Here is a 14,052-nt window from a genome sequence, read left to right as displayed (position 1 = left end):
TTGAACAAGCTGGCGAACATCTTCAACCTCGGCATCAAGGAATTCCGCAGCCTGGGCCGCGACTACGCGATGCTGATCCTGATCGCCTGGGCCTTTACCCTGGGCGTCTACAGCTCGGCCACCGGCGTGCCGGAAACCCTGCACCACGCGCCGATTGCCATCGTCGACGAGGACCAGTCGCAGCTCTCCTCGCGCATCGTCAACGCCTTCCAGCCGCCGTACTTCCGGGTGCCGGAAATGATCGGCCACGCGCAGATGGACCGCGGCATGGACGTCGGCCTGTACACCTTCACCCTGGACATCCCGCCGGACTTCCAGCGCGACGTGCTGGCCGGGCGGCAACCGGCGATCCAGGTCAATGTCGATGCGACACAGACCGGCCAGGCATTCTCCGGTGCCGGCTACATCCAGAACATCGTCGGCACCGAGGTGCGCGAGTTCGTCAGCCGCTACCGCGCCGAGCCGGCGATGCCGGCGGAGCTGGCGGTGCGCATGGAGTTCAACCCGAACCTGACCCAGGCCTGGTTCGGCGCAGTGATGGAAGTGATCAACCAGATCACCATGCTGTCGATCATCCTCACCGGCGCCGCGCTGATCCGCGAGCGCGAGCACGGCACGGTGGAGCACCTGCTGGTGATGCCGCTGACCGCCTTCGAGATCATGATGGCCAAGGTCTGGTCCATGGGCACCGTGGTGCTGGTGGCGGCGGCGATTTCGCTGCAGCTGGTGGTGCGTGGCTGGCTGGACGTGCCGATCAGCGGCTCGGTGGGGCTGTTCCTGCTCGGCGCGGCGCTACATCTGTTCGCCACTACATCCATGGGCATCTTCATCGGCACCGTGGCGCGCTCGATGCCGCAACTGGGGCTGCTGGTGATCCTCACCCTGATGCCGCTGCAGATTCTCTCCGGCGGCACCACGCCGCGCGAGAGCATGCCGGAACTGGTGCAGACCATCATGCTGGCGGCGCCGACTACCCACTTCGTCAGCCTGGCCCAGGCGATCCTCTATCGCGGCGCGGACCTGTCCATCGTCTGGCCGCAACTGCTGGCCATCGTCGGGATCGGCGCGGCGTTCTTCGCAGGCGCCTTGTGGCGCTTCCGCCGGACCATCGGGCAGATGGCCTGACTTGGGTAGGTACCAGGGCGTGATTAATGCGATCACGTTTGCCCCGCTCCCTCTCCGTAACCCTCTCCCTGAAGGGAGAGGGGACTGTCCCGAGTGAGGCGGAAGTTCAGCGCTCGCCGGCTGACACCGTGATTGCAGCGAGCGCCGAACGGCTCCCTCTCTCTTCGGAGCGGGGCGCGCAGCCAGGACTGGGGAAAGGGCAAGCTTCGCACGGGTATTCAGGAGAGCGTGCGCTCGGCCATATCCACCGGCCACACGCAGGTCTGGTTTCGTCCCTTGTGCTTGGCGGCATACAGCGCCTGATCGGCCTGGGCGATCAGTTGGTCCGGCTCGGCGTCCTGCCCCGGCGTGGCGATGGCCAGGCCGATACTTACCGTCAGCCGCCCCAGCTCGCCGGCCGGATGCGCGATGCCCATCTCGGCCACGCGCTGGTGGACGCGCGCGGCAACATGGTTGGCACCTTCCAGGCCTGTATCGGTGAGGATGATGACGAACTCTTCGCCACCATAACGGCACGCCACATCGCCCTCACGTTGCAGGCATTCCTGCAGGCAGCTGGCGAGGCGGCGCAGTGCGTCGTCGCCGGCGAGGTGACCCAGGCAGTCGTTGAAGCGCTTGAAGTGATCGACGTCGAGCATCAGTACCGCCAGCGGCGCGTCGGCACGGCGCAGGCGGCGCCACTCGCTCTGTAGCTGGCGATCGAAGTAGCGGCGGTTGAACAGGCCGGTGAGACCGTCCTGCTGCGAGAGCTTGTGCAACTGTGCTTCGAGTTGCAGGCGCTCGCTGTTGTCGCGGGCCACGGCGATCAGATAGTCGTGGTCGCCCTGGTGGATCAGCTGGGTATTGATCTCCGCCGGTTGCAGGCTGCCATCGCGACGCTGCATCTCGCGCTGGAAGATCATCGACAGGTTCAGCCGGTGCGCCTGCTGGACCAGTTGGATCCAGGCGTGGAAGCCGGGAATCAGCCGCTCCGGATCATCGCGCAGCAGGTGGCGGAATTCCTCGGCGCTGTAGCCCAGGCCGTTGTAGGTCGCCCGGTTCATGTGCAGCAGCTCGCGCTGTTGCAGGTCGAAGATGAACAGCGCATCGCGGCTGGAGTCGGTGAGGTCCAGCGCCAGTTGCAAGCGCTCGCGGCTGTCGCGCAGGTTTGCCTCTACCGACTGGCGTTGCTCGGCTTCCTGGCTGAGCAACTGGTTGCTGGCGCTCAGCGCAGTGGCCCGGCGGGCGTTCTCGCGGGCGAGGAATAGCGACGCCACCAGCAATAGGCTGATGGTGACGCCGCCGCCGAATACAACCATCGGCAAGGGCGTGGACAGTGATTGCACCAATGTCGCGGTGGGACGCAGCTCCAGCTCGAAGCTGCGGTTATCGAGCAGGCGCAGTGGGACGCGCAGGGGCTGGTCGGCATCGCTGTCGGGTTGGTCGCGCACATAGAGCGGCTGGCCGTGCTCCAGCAGACGCACGCTGAACAGGTGGTTGTCAGCCTGCTTGAGCAGGTTGTCCATCAGCGGGCCGACGCGGAAGACCCCCTGCATGAAGCCGTCGAAGCGGAGCTGGTTGTCCGCGTCGCGGATGTAGACCGGGGTGTAGAGCACGAAACCGCGTCCGCCCTGGAGCAGTTCCACGCTGTCGCTCAGGCGCGCTTTGCCACTGTCGCGGGCGCCCATCGCCGTCGGGTAGTTGGGGTGCTGCTCGGTCAGGCGGAAGTTGAGCGCCGCCTCGTTCCCCTGCAGTGGTTCCAGCCAGCGAATGTTCAGGTCCGGGTCGGCCCACTGGATCGACTGGTAGCCGGGGAAGCTGCGCACGTAGAAGCGCGCATCCAGCTCCCACTCGGCACGGGGCATGCGACCGTGATGGGTCCACAGCTGGGCCAGCAGGTCCAGGCCCAGGACCTGCTCGTGGAGGTTGGCTTCCAGCTGGTGCGCCAGGCTGCGACCCTGGTAGGTCAGGCGTTCCTGCACGCGCTGCCGCTCGCTGCTCGCCAGCTCCTCGCCAAGCCAGGCGCTGGCGAGCAGGAGCATGCAGAGCAGACCGCCAAGCCCGAGGTAGGTTGCGAGTGAGGACTGAAGGCGGTGCATACGGCGAATTCCGGGGGCTTCAGTAACCTAATAGCACAGTGCCTCTACTTGTGCGCCAGGCCGACGACGATCGCCCACTGTTCGGCAGTGACCGGCATCACCGACAGGCGGCTGCCTTTCTGCACCAGGGGCATCTCTTCCAGGCCAGCCTGTGCCTTGAGTGTGCCCAGCGGCAGCACCGAGCGGAAGGCCTCGACGAAGCTCACGTCGCGGGCCGTCCAGGGATTCTTCTCGTCGCTGGCCTTGGGGTCGTGGTAGTGGCTTTGCGGATCGAGCGCGGTTGGATCGGGATAGGCTTCGCCGTCGATCTGCGCGATGCCGGCGATGCCAGGTTCCGGGCAGCTGGAGTGGTAGAAGAAGAACAGGTCGCCCGGCTGCATGCTGCGCATGAAGTTGCGTGCCTGGTAATTGCGCACGCCGTCCCAACGCGCGGTTTTCAGGCGCTGCAGGTCGTGGATCGAAAGTTCGTCGGGCTCGGATTTCATCAGCCAGTAAGCACGTGCCATCCGCGAGGGTCTCCTTGTGTGTGGCGGGATTTGACTAAGGGTAGGCGGGTGGGCGTTTCCCTGCGACAAGCTGACAGCTCGCCGGATACAAATTGTAAGAAGAAGATGTGGGATTACCGGCATGAACATTGCCTGAAAGTGCCGGGAGTTTTGGGAGCGACAGCTCCTCCGACGATCGGTTGGCGTCAGAATTGCGAGAAGCTTTTCATTGTCGGAGAATGCCGCCGTTTTTAGCTTGGCCCGCCGGACGGATAAAAAAACCACCGCCGGTCATCGTTGACAGTTTGCCTGGAAGGGGGAGGCAATCGATGAAACGCAAGCCTGATCTTTTGTGGGTGTTGGTAATACTTTTCGGTCTGGGTGTCGTCACTACCGGTTACACCCAGAGCCTGTGGGAACAACGCCAGGGCAATGCCCCGGTGCAGGTCACCCAGCAGCCCTGATCCAGTTCACCTGAGTCAGCTGCTTCCGCCACGGCTATCGCAAGGAACGCGATTCCGTCGCGAGACGGCCATACCAGCCGCCGTCCGTCACTATGCCCATCAGCGGCACATCCCAGCTCGCCAGCTCCAGCTTGTCGACCTTCTGGCACTCGTGCGCCAAGCCCAATAGCGTCGGCTTCTGCCAATTTTTGCGCATTCCCAGGTAGGCCAGGGTACGGTCGTAGAACCCCTTGCCCATTCCCAGGCGGCCGCCTTGTGGATCAAAACCGACCAGCGGTAGCAGGAGAAGGTCAAGCGCCCAGGCAGGTCGCTGGCGACGGCGGTCGGCCTGCGGTTCGGCGATGTTGAAGCGGTTGCGCACCCAGCGTTCGCCGATGCCCACCTGCTGGAAGGTCATGTGCGTACGCGGCCAGTCGGAGAGCACCGGCAGGTAGGTCGCCTTGCCGCGCTTCTGCGCAGCCTTCATCAATGGGCGCGGGTCGATTTCGCCGTCGGCCGGCAAGTACAGGGCAACGTGCTTCGCTCGGCGGAACAGCGGATGCTGCGCGAGCTGGCGATACAGGGCCTGGGCGGCGAGGCGTTGCTGAAGGGGAGTGAGCGCGCGTCTGGCCTGGCGCAACTGGCGGCGCAGGGCAGGACGAGAGAGGGAATCTGCGTGGATCATGGAAGGGTAAAGCTCCCCGGACATGCCGCTGTCGGGTTAGCCCTTGAACCCGAGAGTTCAAGGTGGTGGTTGCAGTAGGCTTTAAGGCTTTCCGTCGTGCGGACATGCACACCAGCCCAACTGGCAACCCCCGTTGTTGCAATTATCGGCTCAGGGACATCACCGACTGGCAAACACACCAGGGAGCGAGGCGATTATACCCCAAGGAAATTTCCCTGGTCAGACTTCACCCTGGTCTTTATCGGTGGTAGGGGTGTCTGTGGTCAGCGCGCGATCCACGCGTTCGAGCAGTTCGCGCACGCGCTCACGGGTGGAGCCGCTGTCGTGCTCCACGCGCTCCTGCTTGTGCAGCAGGTCGTGGGTGATGTTCAGGGCCGCCATCACCGCGACACGGTCGGCACCGATCACTTTGCCGCTGGATCGGATCTCGCGCATCTTGCTGTCCAGATAGCGCGCGGCGCTTTCCAGGTTGACGCGCTCGTCCGCAGGGCACGCGATGCAGTACTCCTTGTCGAGGATTTGGACGTTCAGGGTGTTCGACTGGCTCATGAGTCCTGCTCCAGGGCTTTAAGACGCAAAATCATCGCTTCGACCTTCTGCCGAGCCAAATCGTTCTTCTCGATCAGATGGGCGCGTTCTTCCCGCCAGCTTTTCTCGTTCGCCCGCAGCAGCCGGTTCTCGGCCTTGAGCTGTTCCAGGCGCTGGAGCAGCAGGTCGAACTTGGCGATCAGCGCGTGCAGGTCGGCGTCTTCCATGGGCTCTCGCTTGGGAGTTGCTTAAGTAATCGAGAACTATATAGGACTGCCGTGGGGGTGGGTCAACGCACGGCTGCCCGGCACGTCGTCACATGGTCTTGGGGTGTGTGCCGGTGCTAGGATAACGGACCATATTCTATGCGCGGCGCCTGATGGCGCCTAGCCGTCACCCAGGTTCGATCATGTCCACTTCCAGCTCCGCCTACACCGCCTTCGCCGCCCTGCTCGCTGAGGCTGCCCTGCCGATTTCCCCCGCCGAACTGCACGGTCACTTACTCGGTCGCGTCTGCGCCGGTTCAGGCTTCGACCAGGGCGAGTGGCTGCAGGCCGCTGGTGAGCTGCTCGGCGGCGAACCGGGCGAGCGCCTGGGCGCAGCCCTGGGCGGTCTGTTGGGCATGGTCCAGCAGGACTTCACCCAGGGCGAGATGGCCGTGGTGCTGATGCTGCCCAACGATGACGAACCGCTGCTTGAACGCGCCACAGCGCTGGGCCAGTGGTGCCAGGGTTTCCTCGCCGGCTTCGGCCTGGCGCTGCGTTCCCCCAGCCTGTCCGACGAAGCCGACGAAGTGCTGCAGGACATCGCCGCCATCGCCCAGGTTGGCGGCCAGCTGGAAGAATCCGAAGACGGCGAGGCCGACTACATGGAAGTGCAGGAATACCTGCGCGTCGCCCCGCTGTTGCTGTTCTCTGAATTCGGCAAGGTGCCGGCACCGGCCGAGAAACCCTCCCTGCATTGAGGTCGCGCATGATCCGTATCGCCAAGTCGGAATACGCCCGTCGTCGCAAGGCGCTGATGGCGCAGATGGAACCCAACAGCATCGCCATTCTCCCGGCGGCGCCGATGTACATCCGCAACCGCGACGTCGAGCACGTTTACCGCCAGGACAGCGATTTCCAATACCTCACCGGTTTCCCCGAACCGGAAGCGGTGATGGCGCTGATCCCCGGCCGCGAGCATGGCGAGTATGTGCTGTTCTGCCGCGAGCGCGATCCGGAGCGTGAACTCTGGGACGGCCTGCGCGCCGGCCAGGACGGCGCCATCAGCACCTTCGGCGCCGACGATGCCTTCCCCATCGGCGATATCGACGACATCCTTCCCGGCCTGATCGAGGGCCGCGACCGTGTGTACTACGCGCTGGGCGCCAACCAGGAATTCGACCGCCGGCTGATGGACTGGATCAACGTGATTCGCTCCAAGGCGCGCCAGGGTGCGCAGCCGCCGAACGAGTTCGTCGCCCTCGACCACCTGCTGCACGACCAACGCCTGTACAAGAGTGCCGGCGAAGTGAAGGTGATGCGCTATGCCGCGGAAGTCTCCGCCGGCGCGCACATCCGCGCCATGCAGGCTTGCCGTCCGGGCCTCTACGAGTTCCACCTGGAAGCCGAGCTGGAATACGCCTTCCGTCTGGGCGGCGCGAAGATGCCGGCCTACGGCTCCATCGTCGCCACCGGTCGCAACGCCTGCATCCTGCACTACCGGGAGAACGACGCGCAGATCAAGGACGGCGACCTGATCCTGATCGACGCCGGCTGCGAGATCGACTGCTACGCCAGCGACATCACCCGCACCTTCCCGGCCAGCGGAGTCTTCAGCCCCGAGCAGAAGGCCATCTACCAGCTGGTGCTGGACGCCAACATGGCGGCCTTCGACTACATCGCTCCGGGCCGTCACTGGAACGAAGCCCACGAGGCCACCGTGCGGGTCATCACTGCCGGCCTGGTGGAACTGGGCCTGCTCAAGGGCGACGTCGACGAGCTGATCGAGCGCGAGGCCTACAAGGCCTTCTACATGCACCGCGCCGGCCACTGGCTGGGCATGGACGTGCATGACGTTGGCGAGTACCGCGTCGGCGGCGAATGGCGCGTCCTCGAACCGGGCATGGCGATGACCGTCGAGCCGGGCATCTACATCTCCCCGGACAACACCGACGTGCCGAAGAAGTGGCGCGGCATCGGTGTGCGTATCGAGGACGACGTGGTGGTGACCAAGACCGGCTGCGAAGTGCTGACCAACGGCGTGCCGAAAACGGTCGCCGAGATCGAAGCGCTGATGGCCGAAGCCAAGACCCAGGCCGCCTGAGATGCAACGTACGCAACTGGCCATCATCGGTGGCGGACTCGTCGGCGCAAGCCTTGCGCTGATCCTCCAGGCCGGCGCCCGTGCGCGCGGCTGGCAGATCGTGCTGATCGAGCCCTTCGCCCCCGGCGATGCCTACCAGCCCAGCTATGACGCGCGCTCCTCGGCGTTGTCCTTCGGCAGCCGGCAGATCTACGAGCGCCTGGGGCTGTGGCAGCAGATTGCCCAGCGCGCCGAACCCATCACCCAGATCCACGTCTCCGACCGCGGCCGCTTCGGCGCCGCGCGCCTGACGGCGGTGGAAGAGGGCGTTCCCGCTCTCGGCTACGTGGTGGAGAACGCCTGGCTCGGCCAGTGCCTGTGGCATGCGCTCGACCCGGAAGTGGTGAGCTGGCGCTGCCCGGCCGAAGTGCGCCGGATGGATGCACTGGGCGACGGCTACCGCTTGACCCTGGACGACGACTCGCAGATCGACTGCGACCTCGCCGTGCTGGCCGACGGCGGCCGCTCCGGTCTTCGCGAGCAGTTGGGCATCAACGTGCGCTCCTCGTCCTACGGGCAGACCGCGCTGATCGCCAACATCAGCCCGTCCGAAGCCCATCGCGGACAAGCCTTCGAACGCTTCACCGAGAACGGCCCGCTGGCCCTGCTGCCGCTGCCGGAAAATCGCTGCGCGCTCGTTTGGACCCGCAATGGCAGCGACGCCGAGCGCCTGCGCGAGCTGTCCGACGCGGCTTTCCTCGCCGAGTTGCAGGTGGCCTTTGGCTACCGTCTGGGCACCTTGCGCCAGGTCGGTGTGCGCTATGGCTACCCGCTGAGCCTGACCGAGGCCGACGAGCAGATTCGTCCGCACCTCGTCGTGCTGGGCAACGCCGCACATAGCCTGCACCCGATTGCCGGACAGGGCTTCAACCTGTCGCTGCGCGATGCCAAGGCCCTGGGCGACTGCCTGTTGCAGGAAGAGGCCGCGCCGGGCGATTTCGCCGTGCTGCAGCGCTACCTGGATGGCCAGCGGTTGGACCAGCAGATGACCGTCGGTTTCTCCGACCGCGTCACCCGTCTGTTCTCCAATGCTCAGCCGTTGCTGGCCACCGGCCGCAACATCGGGCTGCTTGGCCTCGACCTGCTGCCCCCGGCCAAGCGCTGGTTCGCCCGCCAGGCCATGGGCCTGGGCGCCCGACCGGTCTGAGTCGATGCAAGTACGCAAGAGCTCCCGCCGCGCCCGCCTGCTGCGTTTCGGCCTGAACCTCTATCCGCCGTACCTCGGTGCCGGGGTGCGGGTGCGCCACATCAGCGCGGACTTCCGCGAGATCCGCGTGAAGATGGGCCTTAGCCTGTTCAACCGCAATTACGTCGGCACCCAGTTCGGCGGCAGCCTGTACAGCATGACCGACCCCTTCTTCATGCTGATGCTGATGGAGAACCTGGGGCGCGACTACATCGTCTGGGACAAGGCCGCCAACATCGAATTCGTAAGCCCCGGCAAAGGGCCGGTGTATGCCGATTTCCGTATCGACCAGCACCTGCTCGACGACATCCGCGCGCGCACCGCGGCGGGCGAGAAATACCTGCCGCGCCTGCACGCCGAAGTGCGTGACGGCGAAGGCACCCTGGTGGCGCGGGTGCAGAAGACCCTGTACGTCCGGCTCAAGCCGCGCGCGCGGCAGGCCGCTTGAATTTCGATGCCCGCGCCGAAGCTGCGCGGGCCGCTGAAGAAGGAACGCACATGCACGCGGATATGGTTATCGTCGGGGCGGGAATGGTCGGCAGCGCGCTGGCCCTGGCCCTGGAAGGCAGCGGGCTGGATATCCTGCTGCTGGACGGCTCGCCGCTGAGCGTCAAGCCGTTCGACCGCGAAGCGCCTTTCGAGCCGCGCGTCAGTGCGCTGTCTGAGGCCAGCCGACGTATTCTCCAACGCCTGCACGCCTGGGACGGCATCGCTGCACGGCGCGCCGAGCCCTACTGCGAGATGCAGGTGTGGGACGGCTCGGGTACCGGGCAGATTCACTTCAGCGCCGCCAGCGTACACGCTGAGATGCTCGGCCATATCGTCGAGAACCGCGTGGTGCAGGACGCCCTGCTGGAGCGCCTGCACGAGTCCGCCCTCGGCCTGCTGCCCAATGCGCGCCTGGAACAACTGCGCCACTCCGGCGACGACTGGCTGCTGAGCCTCTCCGACGGCCGTGAAATCCGTACGCCGCTGGTGGTCGCCGCCGACGGTGCCAACTCCGCGGTACGCCGGCTGGCCGGCTGCGCGACCCGCGAGTGGGATTACCTGCACCACGCCATCGTCACTAGCGTGCGCTGCGAGAAGCCGCACCAGGCCACTGCCTGGCAGCGTTTCACCGACGACGGCCCGCTGGCCTTCCTGCCGTTGGCGAAGGAGGGCGACGCACACTGGTGCTCGATCGTCTGGTCGACCACCCCGGAGCAGGCCGAGAAGCTCATGGCGCTGGATGACGAAGGCTTCTGCAAGGCCCTGGGCCTCGCCTTCGAACATCGCCTGGGTGCCATCGCGCACGCCGATCGCCGGTTGTGTATCCCGCTGCGCCAGCGCCACGCCAAGCGTTATGTGGAGCCGGGGCTGGTGCTGATCGGCGACGCCGCGCACACCATCCACCCACTGGCCGGGCAAGGCGTGAACCTGGGCTTCCTGGATGCCGCGGTGCTCGCAGAGGTGATCGAGCATGCCCACGCCCGTGGCGAGAATATCGCCGAGGAACGTGTGCTGAGTCGCTTCGAACGTCGGCGTATGCCACACAACCTGGCGATGATGGCGGCGATGGAAGGCTTCCAGCGCCTGTTCCAGGCCGACCCGCTGGCGGTGCGCTGGCTGCGTAACGCTGGGCTGCGGCTGGTGAATAAGCACCATGAGGCCAAGGGTGTTTTCGTGCGCCAGGCGCTGGGACTGTCGGGGGATTTGCCGAATCTGGCGCGGGTGTAACTCAAGGCGGCCTGCGGCCCCTCACCCCAGCCGTCTCCCGGAGGGAGAGGGAGCCGAACGGAGTGCCTGGATGACTCGGAGTCAGCCGGCGAGCTCCGCACCTGACTCCCCCGCGACCCCAAACCGCACCCCATCGAAACACCCCGACACAAACGCGCGGCTCGTTAGCAAATGAGGTTCCTTATCATTTGCGGGATATCTTCCCCGCAAAGGACATCCCCATGCTCGTGCGCAAAGGTCTTCTCGCCACCCTTCTGCTGGCCGCCCTCGGTAGCACCGCCCAGGCCGCCGACGAAGTGGTGGTCTACTCCTCGCGCATCGACGAGCTGATCAAGCCGGTCTTCGACGCCTACACCCAGGCCACCGGGGTGAAGATCAAGTTCATCACCGACAAGGAAGCGCCGCTGATGGCGCGGATCAAGGCCGAAGGCGCCAACACGCCAGCCGACCTGCTGCTTACCGTCGACGCCGGCAATCTCTGGCAGGCCGAGAAGATGGGCATCCTGCAACCGTTCGATTCACCGACCCTGGATGCCAACATCCCGCCGCAGTACCGCTCAGGCACCGACAGCTGGACCGGCCTGTCGCTGCGCGCGCGCACCATCGCCTATTCGACCCAGCGGGTGAAGCCCGAGGAACTCTCGACCTACGAGGAGCTGGCCGATGCGAAGTGGGAAGGCCGCCTGTGCCTGCGCACTGCGAAGAAGGTCTACAACCAGTCGCTGACCGCGACCCTGATCGAGACCCATGGCACCGAAAAGACCGAGGAAATCCTCAAGGGCTGGGTGAACAACCTGGCGACCGACGTATTCTCCGATGACAACGCGCTGCTGCAGGCCATCGCCGCCGGCCAGTGCGACGTCGGCATCGTCAATACCTACTACTACGGGCGCATGCACAAGGACAATCCGCAGCTGCCGGTGAAGCTGTTTTGGCCGAACCAGGGCGACCGTGGTGTGCACGTCAACTTGTCCGGGATTGGCCTGACCAAGCATGCGCCGCACCCGGAAGCCGCGAAGAAGCTGGTGGAGTGGATGACCGGCCCGGAGGCCCAGACGCTGTTCGCCGGCATCAACCAGGAATTCCCGGCCAACCCGAAAGTGGCGCCGTCGCAGGAAGTGGCGGCCTGGGGGGAATTCAAGGCCGACAGCATCCCGGTGGAAGTTGCCGGCAAACGCCAGGCCGAGGCGATCAAGCTGATGGACCGCGCCGGCTGGAATTGATCAGGACTCCGGTTCTGACGCTTTCGCCGCCGGTTGGGCAGCTGTCTCGCCAGCGCCAGACTGCTGCACCTGGTACTGCACCGAGAGCGGCTTGCTGCCCTCCGTCAGCAGGCAGGTGAACTGCCCGGCGACCTTCTCGCCCTCACGTATCTGCGCCTTCAGCGCCTTGCTCGCATGCTGCCCCTCGACTTCCCCATCGTAGGCTTCCTCGCGCAGTGATCCATGGTCCAGCCAGGACTGCTGCCAGCGCTCCTGCATCGTCGGATCGCCGGCAAAGGAGCGCGAGGCGAGGTCCAGGCAACCTTCGATGGGCGTTGGGGCGTCGTCGGCAAACGCCGGCCCGCAAAGGGCGACGAGGAGCAGGGCAGGCAGGGTGCGGAGGGCTGGCATGGGCTTTTTCCTTGGGCAGGGGAGTGGCAAAGTGGCGGATTCGACCGCAGTACCTTGTGCTTTATCCCTGTCTTCTGAGGATCGGGCGAATTCGAGTTCAACGTTGGAAGTTTCCGTAACCGAATCGGACGCGTCCCCCGTGAACGTCACTTGAAGTCTGGATGCACCGACGCATGCGCGCCAATCGCTGGAACCTCATCACTTTCGCCGTCGCCGCGCTGGTCCTGCTGCCCATCAGCGTCCTGTTGCTGAGCTGGGCCCAGATCGACCGCGAAATCTGGTCGCACCTGTGGGAAACCCAGATGATGCGCCTGCTGGGCAATACCCTGGTTTTGGTGGCCGGTGTGGGTGTCGGCGCGACCGTACTGGGTATCAGCCTCGCCTGGCTCACCAGCCTCTGCGAGTTCCCCGGCCGACGCTGGCTGGACTGGGCGCTGATGCTGCCCTTCGCGGTGCCGGCGTACGTTCTGGCGTTCGTCTTCGTCGGCCTGCTGGACTTCTCCGGCCCCGTGCAGACGCTGCTGCGCGAATGGTTCGGCAGCGGCTTGCGGCTGCCGCGGGTGCGCTCCACCGGTGGGGTGATCACGGTGCTGGTGCTGGTCTTCTATCCCTATGTTTATCTGCTCGCGCGCACCGCCTTCCTCGCCCAGGGGCGCGGCTTGATGGAGGCGGCGCGGGTGCTCGGGCTGTCGCCGCTGGCGGCCTTCTGGCGCGTTGCCCTGCCGATGGCGCGGCCGGCCATCGGCGCCGGGCTGGCGCTGGCGATCATGGAGACCCTGGCAGATTTCGGCACGGTGTCGGTGTTCAACTTCGATACCTTCACCACTGCGGTCTACAAGACCTGGTACGGCTTCTACAGCCTCTCCAGCGCGACCCAACTGGCCAGCCTGCTGCTGCTTTTCGTCATGCTGGTGCTGCTGGGTGAGCGCTACAGCCGTGGCCGCAGCGGCGCGCCCAATGAGCGGCCGCGCGGCTCCGCGTTATACCGGCTGTACGGCTGGAAGGCTCTCGCCGCCAGTGCCTGGTGCCTGCTGGTCTTCGCCTGCGCCTTTGTCATCCCGGTGCTGCAGCTGCTGGTCTGGGTCTGGCAGAAAGGCCGCTTCGACCTCGACGAGCGCTACTGGGGCCTGATCCTGCACAGCCTTTACCTCGGAGGCTTCGCGGCCGTGCTGACGGTGGCTGTCGCGCTCCTGCTGGCCTTCGCCCGTCGCCTGTCGCCGACGCCGGCGGTGCGCTCGGCAGTCGGCATTTCCAACCTTGGCTACGCGCTACCCGGCTCGGTGCTGGCGGTGGCGATCATGCTGGCCTTCAGCTGGCTGGACAATCACGCGGTGATCCCGCTCTCCAGCACACTCGGGGGTGCCGGCAAGCCGCTGCTGCTGGGCAGCCTCGGGGCGCTGCTGGTGGCCTACCTGATCCGCTTCATGGCGGTGGCCTACAACCCGCTCGAGGGTGCGTTGGCGAGAATTCGCCCGTCGCTTCCGGAGGCTTCTCGCAGCCTGGGTGTCGGCAGCGTCGGCCTGTTCCTGCGCGTCTACCTGCCGCTGCTGCTGCCGGGTGCGCTGAGCGCCGCGCTGCTGGTATTCGTCGACGTGCTCAAGGAAATGCCGGCGACCCTGCTGATGCGCCCGTTTGGCTGGGACACGTTGGCGGTGCGCGTCTTCGAGATGACCAGCGAAGGGGAGTGGGCCCGAGCGGCGTTGCCGGCGCTGACGCTGGTGCTTGTGGGATTATTCCCGGTGATCGGCCTGATCCGTCGGTCCGCGCGCCAGAGCGGCTCTTCGCGTTCCTGAGAATCGGCCGTCGGACAAGCTGTCCAGAGTCCTGCCATGCGACTACAATGCGCG

General features: G+C 65.6%; 15 protein-coding genes and 1 other RNA gene. 9 read left to right on the top strand and 7 right to left on the bottom strand.

Annotated features, from left to right (window positions below; translation table 11 throughout):
* Complete coding sequence (locus tag ACIPK7_RS14795) at positions 1 to 1,125, top strand: ABC transporter permease (RefSeq protein WP_401088517.1); 1,125 nt, start codon at positions 1 to 3, stop codon at positions 1,123 to 1,125.
* Between the two features lie 218 nt (positions 1,126 to 1,343).
* Here the strand turns inward: ACIPK7_RS14795 and ACIPK7_RS14790 are convergent, their stop codons facing one another.
* Together ACIPK7_RS14790 and ACIPK7_RS14785 are read right to left on the bottom strand one after the other, a co-directional pair.
* Entirely contained in the window at positions 1,344 to 3,203 is a 1,860-nt protein-coding gene (locus tag ACIPK7_RS14790) for a diguanylate cyclase (protein WP_192432292.1), read from the bottom strand.
* Between the two features lie 44 nt (positions 3,204 to 3,247).
* Positions 3,248 to 3,709: an EVE domain-containing protein gene (locus ACIPK7_RS14785; protein WP_401088515.1), complete on the bottom strand. Its 462-nt coding sequence runs from the start codon at positions 3,707 to 3,709 to the stop codon at positions 3,248 to 3,250.
* A 308-nt stretch (positions 3,710 to 4,017) separates the two neighbouring features.
* Between ACIPK7_RS14785 and ACIPK7_RS14780 the strand changes: the two genes are divergently transcribed.
* Positions 4,018 to 4,152, top strand: a complete 135-nt coding sequence (locus tag ACIPK7_RS14780; RefSeq protein ID WP_128082560.1) for a hypothetical protein — start codon at positions 4,018 to 4,020, stop codon at positions 4,150 to 4,152.
* Positions 4,153 to 4,186: 34 nt separating this feature from the next.
* Here the strand turns inward: ACIPK7_RS14780 and ACIPK7_RS14775 are convergent, their stop codons facing one another.
* From ACIPK7_RS14775 to ACIPK7_RS14760, 4 genes are all read right to left on the bottom strand, one after another.
* Entirely contained in the window at positions 4,187 to 4,816 is a 630-nt protein-coding gene (locus ACIPK7_RS14775; RefSeq protein WP_192432489.1) for a 5-formyltetrahydrofolate cyclo-ligase, read from the bottom strand.
* 9 nt (positions 4,817 to 4,825) lie between these two features.
* Positions 4,826 to 5,004: non-coding RNA, 6S RNA (gene ssrS / locus ACIPK7_RS14770), on the bottom strand.
* A 31-nt stretch (positions 5,005 to 5,035) separates the two neighbouring features.
* Complete coding sequence (locus tag ACIPK7_RS14765; RefSeq protein WP_045213134.1) at positions 5,036 to 5,365, bottom strand: cell division protein ZapA; 330 nt, start codon at positions 5,363 to 5,365, stop codon at positions 5,036 to 5,038.
* Positions 5,362 to 5,571, bottom strand: coding sequence for a TIGR02449 family protein (locus ACIPK7_RS14760; protein WP_017521390.1), 210 nt, complete (start codon positions 5,569 to 5,571; stop codon positions 5,362 to 5,364). Before ACIPK7_RS14760 ends, ACIPK7_RS14765 begins: the two co-directional genes overlap by 4 nt.
* 182 nt (positions 5,572 to 5,753) lie before the next feature.
* On the opposite strand from ACIPK7_RS14760, the gene ACIPK7_RS14755 reads away from it, so the two are divergent.
* The 6 genes from ACIPK7_RS14755 to ACIPK7_RS14730 all read left to right on the top strand — a co-directional run bounded on the left by ACIPK7_RS14755 (position 5,754) and on the right by ACIPK7_RS14730 (position 11,815).
* Positions 5,754 to 6,308 (top strand): UPF0149 family protein, encoded by a 555-nt coding sequence (locus ACIPK7_RS14755; protein WP_192432290.1) that lies wholly within the window; start codon positions 5,754 to 5,756, stop codon positions 6,306 to 6,308.
* Between the two features lie 8 nt (positions 6,309 to 6,316).
* A complete protein-coding gene (gene pepP, locus ACIPK7_RS14750; RefSeq protein ID WP_192432289.1) occupies positions 6,317 to 7,651 on the top strand; it encodes a Xaa-Pro aminopeptidase in 1,335 nt (444 codons plus the stop codon).
* A gap of 1 nt (position 7,652) precedes the next feature.
* On the top strand, positions 7,653 to 8,837 hold the full coding sequence (gene ubiH, locus ACIPK7_RS14745) for a 2-octaprenyl-6-methoxyphenyl hydroxylase (RefSeq protein WP_192432288.1): 1,185 nt from the start codon (positions 7,653 to 7,655) through the stop codon (positions 8,835 to 8,837).
* 4 nt (positions 8,838 to 8,841) lie between these two features.
* Positions 8,842 to 9,324 carry a DUF4442 domain-containing protein gene (locus tag ACIPK7_RS14740; RefSeq protein ID WP_401088511.1) on the top strand — a complete coding sequence of 161 codons (483 nt, stop codon included), beginning with the start codon at positions 8,842 to 8,844 and terminating at the stop codon, positions 9,322 to 9,324.
* Positions 9,325 to 9,374: 50 nt separating this feature from the next.
* The gene (locus tag ACIPK7_RS14735; protein WP_401088509.1) at positions 9,375 to 10,592 is read left to right on the top strand and encodes a 2-octaprenyl-3-methyl-6-methoxy-1,4-benzoquinol hydroxylase; all 1,218 of its coding nucleotides are present in this window, start codon (positions 9,375 to 9,377) and stop codon (positions 10,590 to 10,592) included.
* Positions 10,593 to 10,813: 221 nt separating this feature from the next.
* Positions 10,814 to 11,815, top strand: coding sequence for a Fe(3+) ABC transporter substrate-binding protein (locus ACIPK7_RS14730; protein ID WP_401088507.1), 1,002 nt, complete (start codon positions 10,814 to 10,816; stop codon positions 11,813 to 11,815).
* On the opposite strand, the gene ACIPK7_RS14725 is transcribed toward ACIPK7_RS14730, so the two are convergent.
* On the bottom strand, positions 11,816 to 12,205 hold the full coding sequence (locus tag ACIPK7_RS14725; RefSeq protein WP_401088505.1) for a hypothetical protein: 390 nt from the start codon (positions 12,203 to 12,205) through the stop codon (positions 11,816 to 11,818).
* A 173-nt stretch (positions 12,206 to 12,378) separates the two neighbouring features.
* Between ACIPK7_RS14725 and ACIPK7_RS14720 the strand changes: the two genes are divergently transcribed.
* The gene (locus ACIPK7_RS14720) at positions 12,379 to 13,998 is read left to right on the top strand and encodes an ABC transporter permease (protein ID WP_401088503.1); all 1,620 of its coding nucleotides are present in this window, start codon (positions 12,379 to 12,381) and stop codon (positions 13,996 to 13,998) included.
* The last annotated feature ends 54 nt before the right edge of the window (positions 13,999 to 14,052 follow it).

Origin of the sequence: Pseudomonas sp. NPDC086581, assembly GCF_044746165.1 — a bacterium.
In the GTDB taxonomy this organism is placed as follows: Bacteria; Pseudomonadota; Gammaproteobacteria; order Pseudomonadales; family Pseudomonadaceae; genus Pseudomonas.
This window is presented reverse-complemented; position numbering and strand designations above follow the sequence as displayed.

Coding starts and splice junctions, on each gene's coding strand:
- ACIPK7_RS14790 (WP_192432292.1), bottom strand. CDS start 3,203: ATGCACCGCCTTCAGTCCTCACTCGCAACCTACCTCGGGCTTGGCGGT.
- ACIPK7_RS14785 (WP_401088515.1), bottom strand. CDS start 3,709: ATGGCACGTGCTTACTGGCTGATGAAATCCGAGCCCGACGAACTTTCG.
- ACIPK7_RS14780 (WP_128082560.1), top strand. CDS start 4,018: ATGAAACGCAAGCCTGATCTTTTGTGGGTGTTGGTAATACTTTTCGGT.
- ACIPK7_RS14775 (WP_192432489.1), bottom strand. CDS start 4,816: ATGATCCACGCAGATTCCCTCTCTCGTCCTGCCCTGCGCCGCCAGTTG.
- ACIPK7_RS14765 (WP_045213134.1), bottom strand. CDS start 5,365: ATGAGCCAGTCGAACACCCTGAACGTCCAAATCCTCGACAAGGAGTAC.
- ACIPK7_RS14760 (WP_017521390.1), bottom strand. CDS start 5,571: ATGGAAGACGCCGACCTGCACGCGCTGATCGCCAAGTTCGACCTGCTG.
- ACIPK7_RS14755 (WP_192432290.1), top strand. CDS start 5,754: ATGTCCACTTCCAGCTCCGCCTACACCGCCTTCGCCGCCCTGCTCGCT.
- pepP (WP_192432289.1), top strand. CDS start 6,317: ATGATCCGTATCGCCAAGTCGGAATACGCCCGTCGTCGCAAGGCGCTG.
- ubiH (WP_192432288.1), top strand. CDS start 7,653: ATGCAACGTACGCAACTGGCCATCATCGGTGGCGGACTCGTCGGCGCA.
- ACIPK7_RS14740 (WP_401088511.1), top strand. CDS start 8,842: ATGCAAGTACGCAAGAGCTCCCGCCGCGCCCGCCTGCTGCGTTTCGGC.
- ACIPK7_RS14735 (WP_401088509.1), top strand. CDS start 9,375: ATGCACGCGGATATGGTTATCGTCGGGGCGGGAATGGTCGGCAGCGCG.
- ACIPK7_RS14730 (WP_401088507.1), top strand. CDS start 10,814: ATGCTCGTGCGCAAAGGTCTTCTCGCCACCCTTCTGCTGGCCGCCCTC.
- ACIPK7_RS14725 (WP_401088505.1), bottom strand. CDS start 12,205: ATGCCAGCCCTCCGCACCCTGCCTGCCCTGCTCCTCGTCGCCCTTTGC.
- ACIPK7_RS14720 (WP_401088503.1), top strand. CDS start 12,379: ATGCGCGCCAATCGCTGGAACCTCATCACTTTCGCCGTCGCCGCGCTG.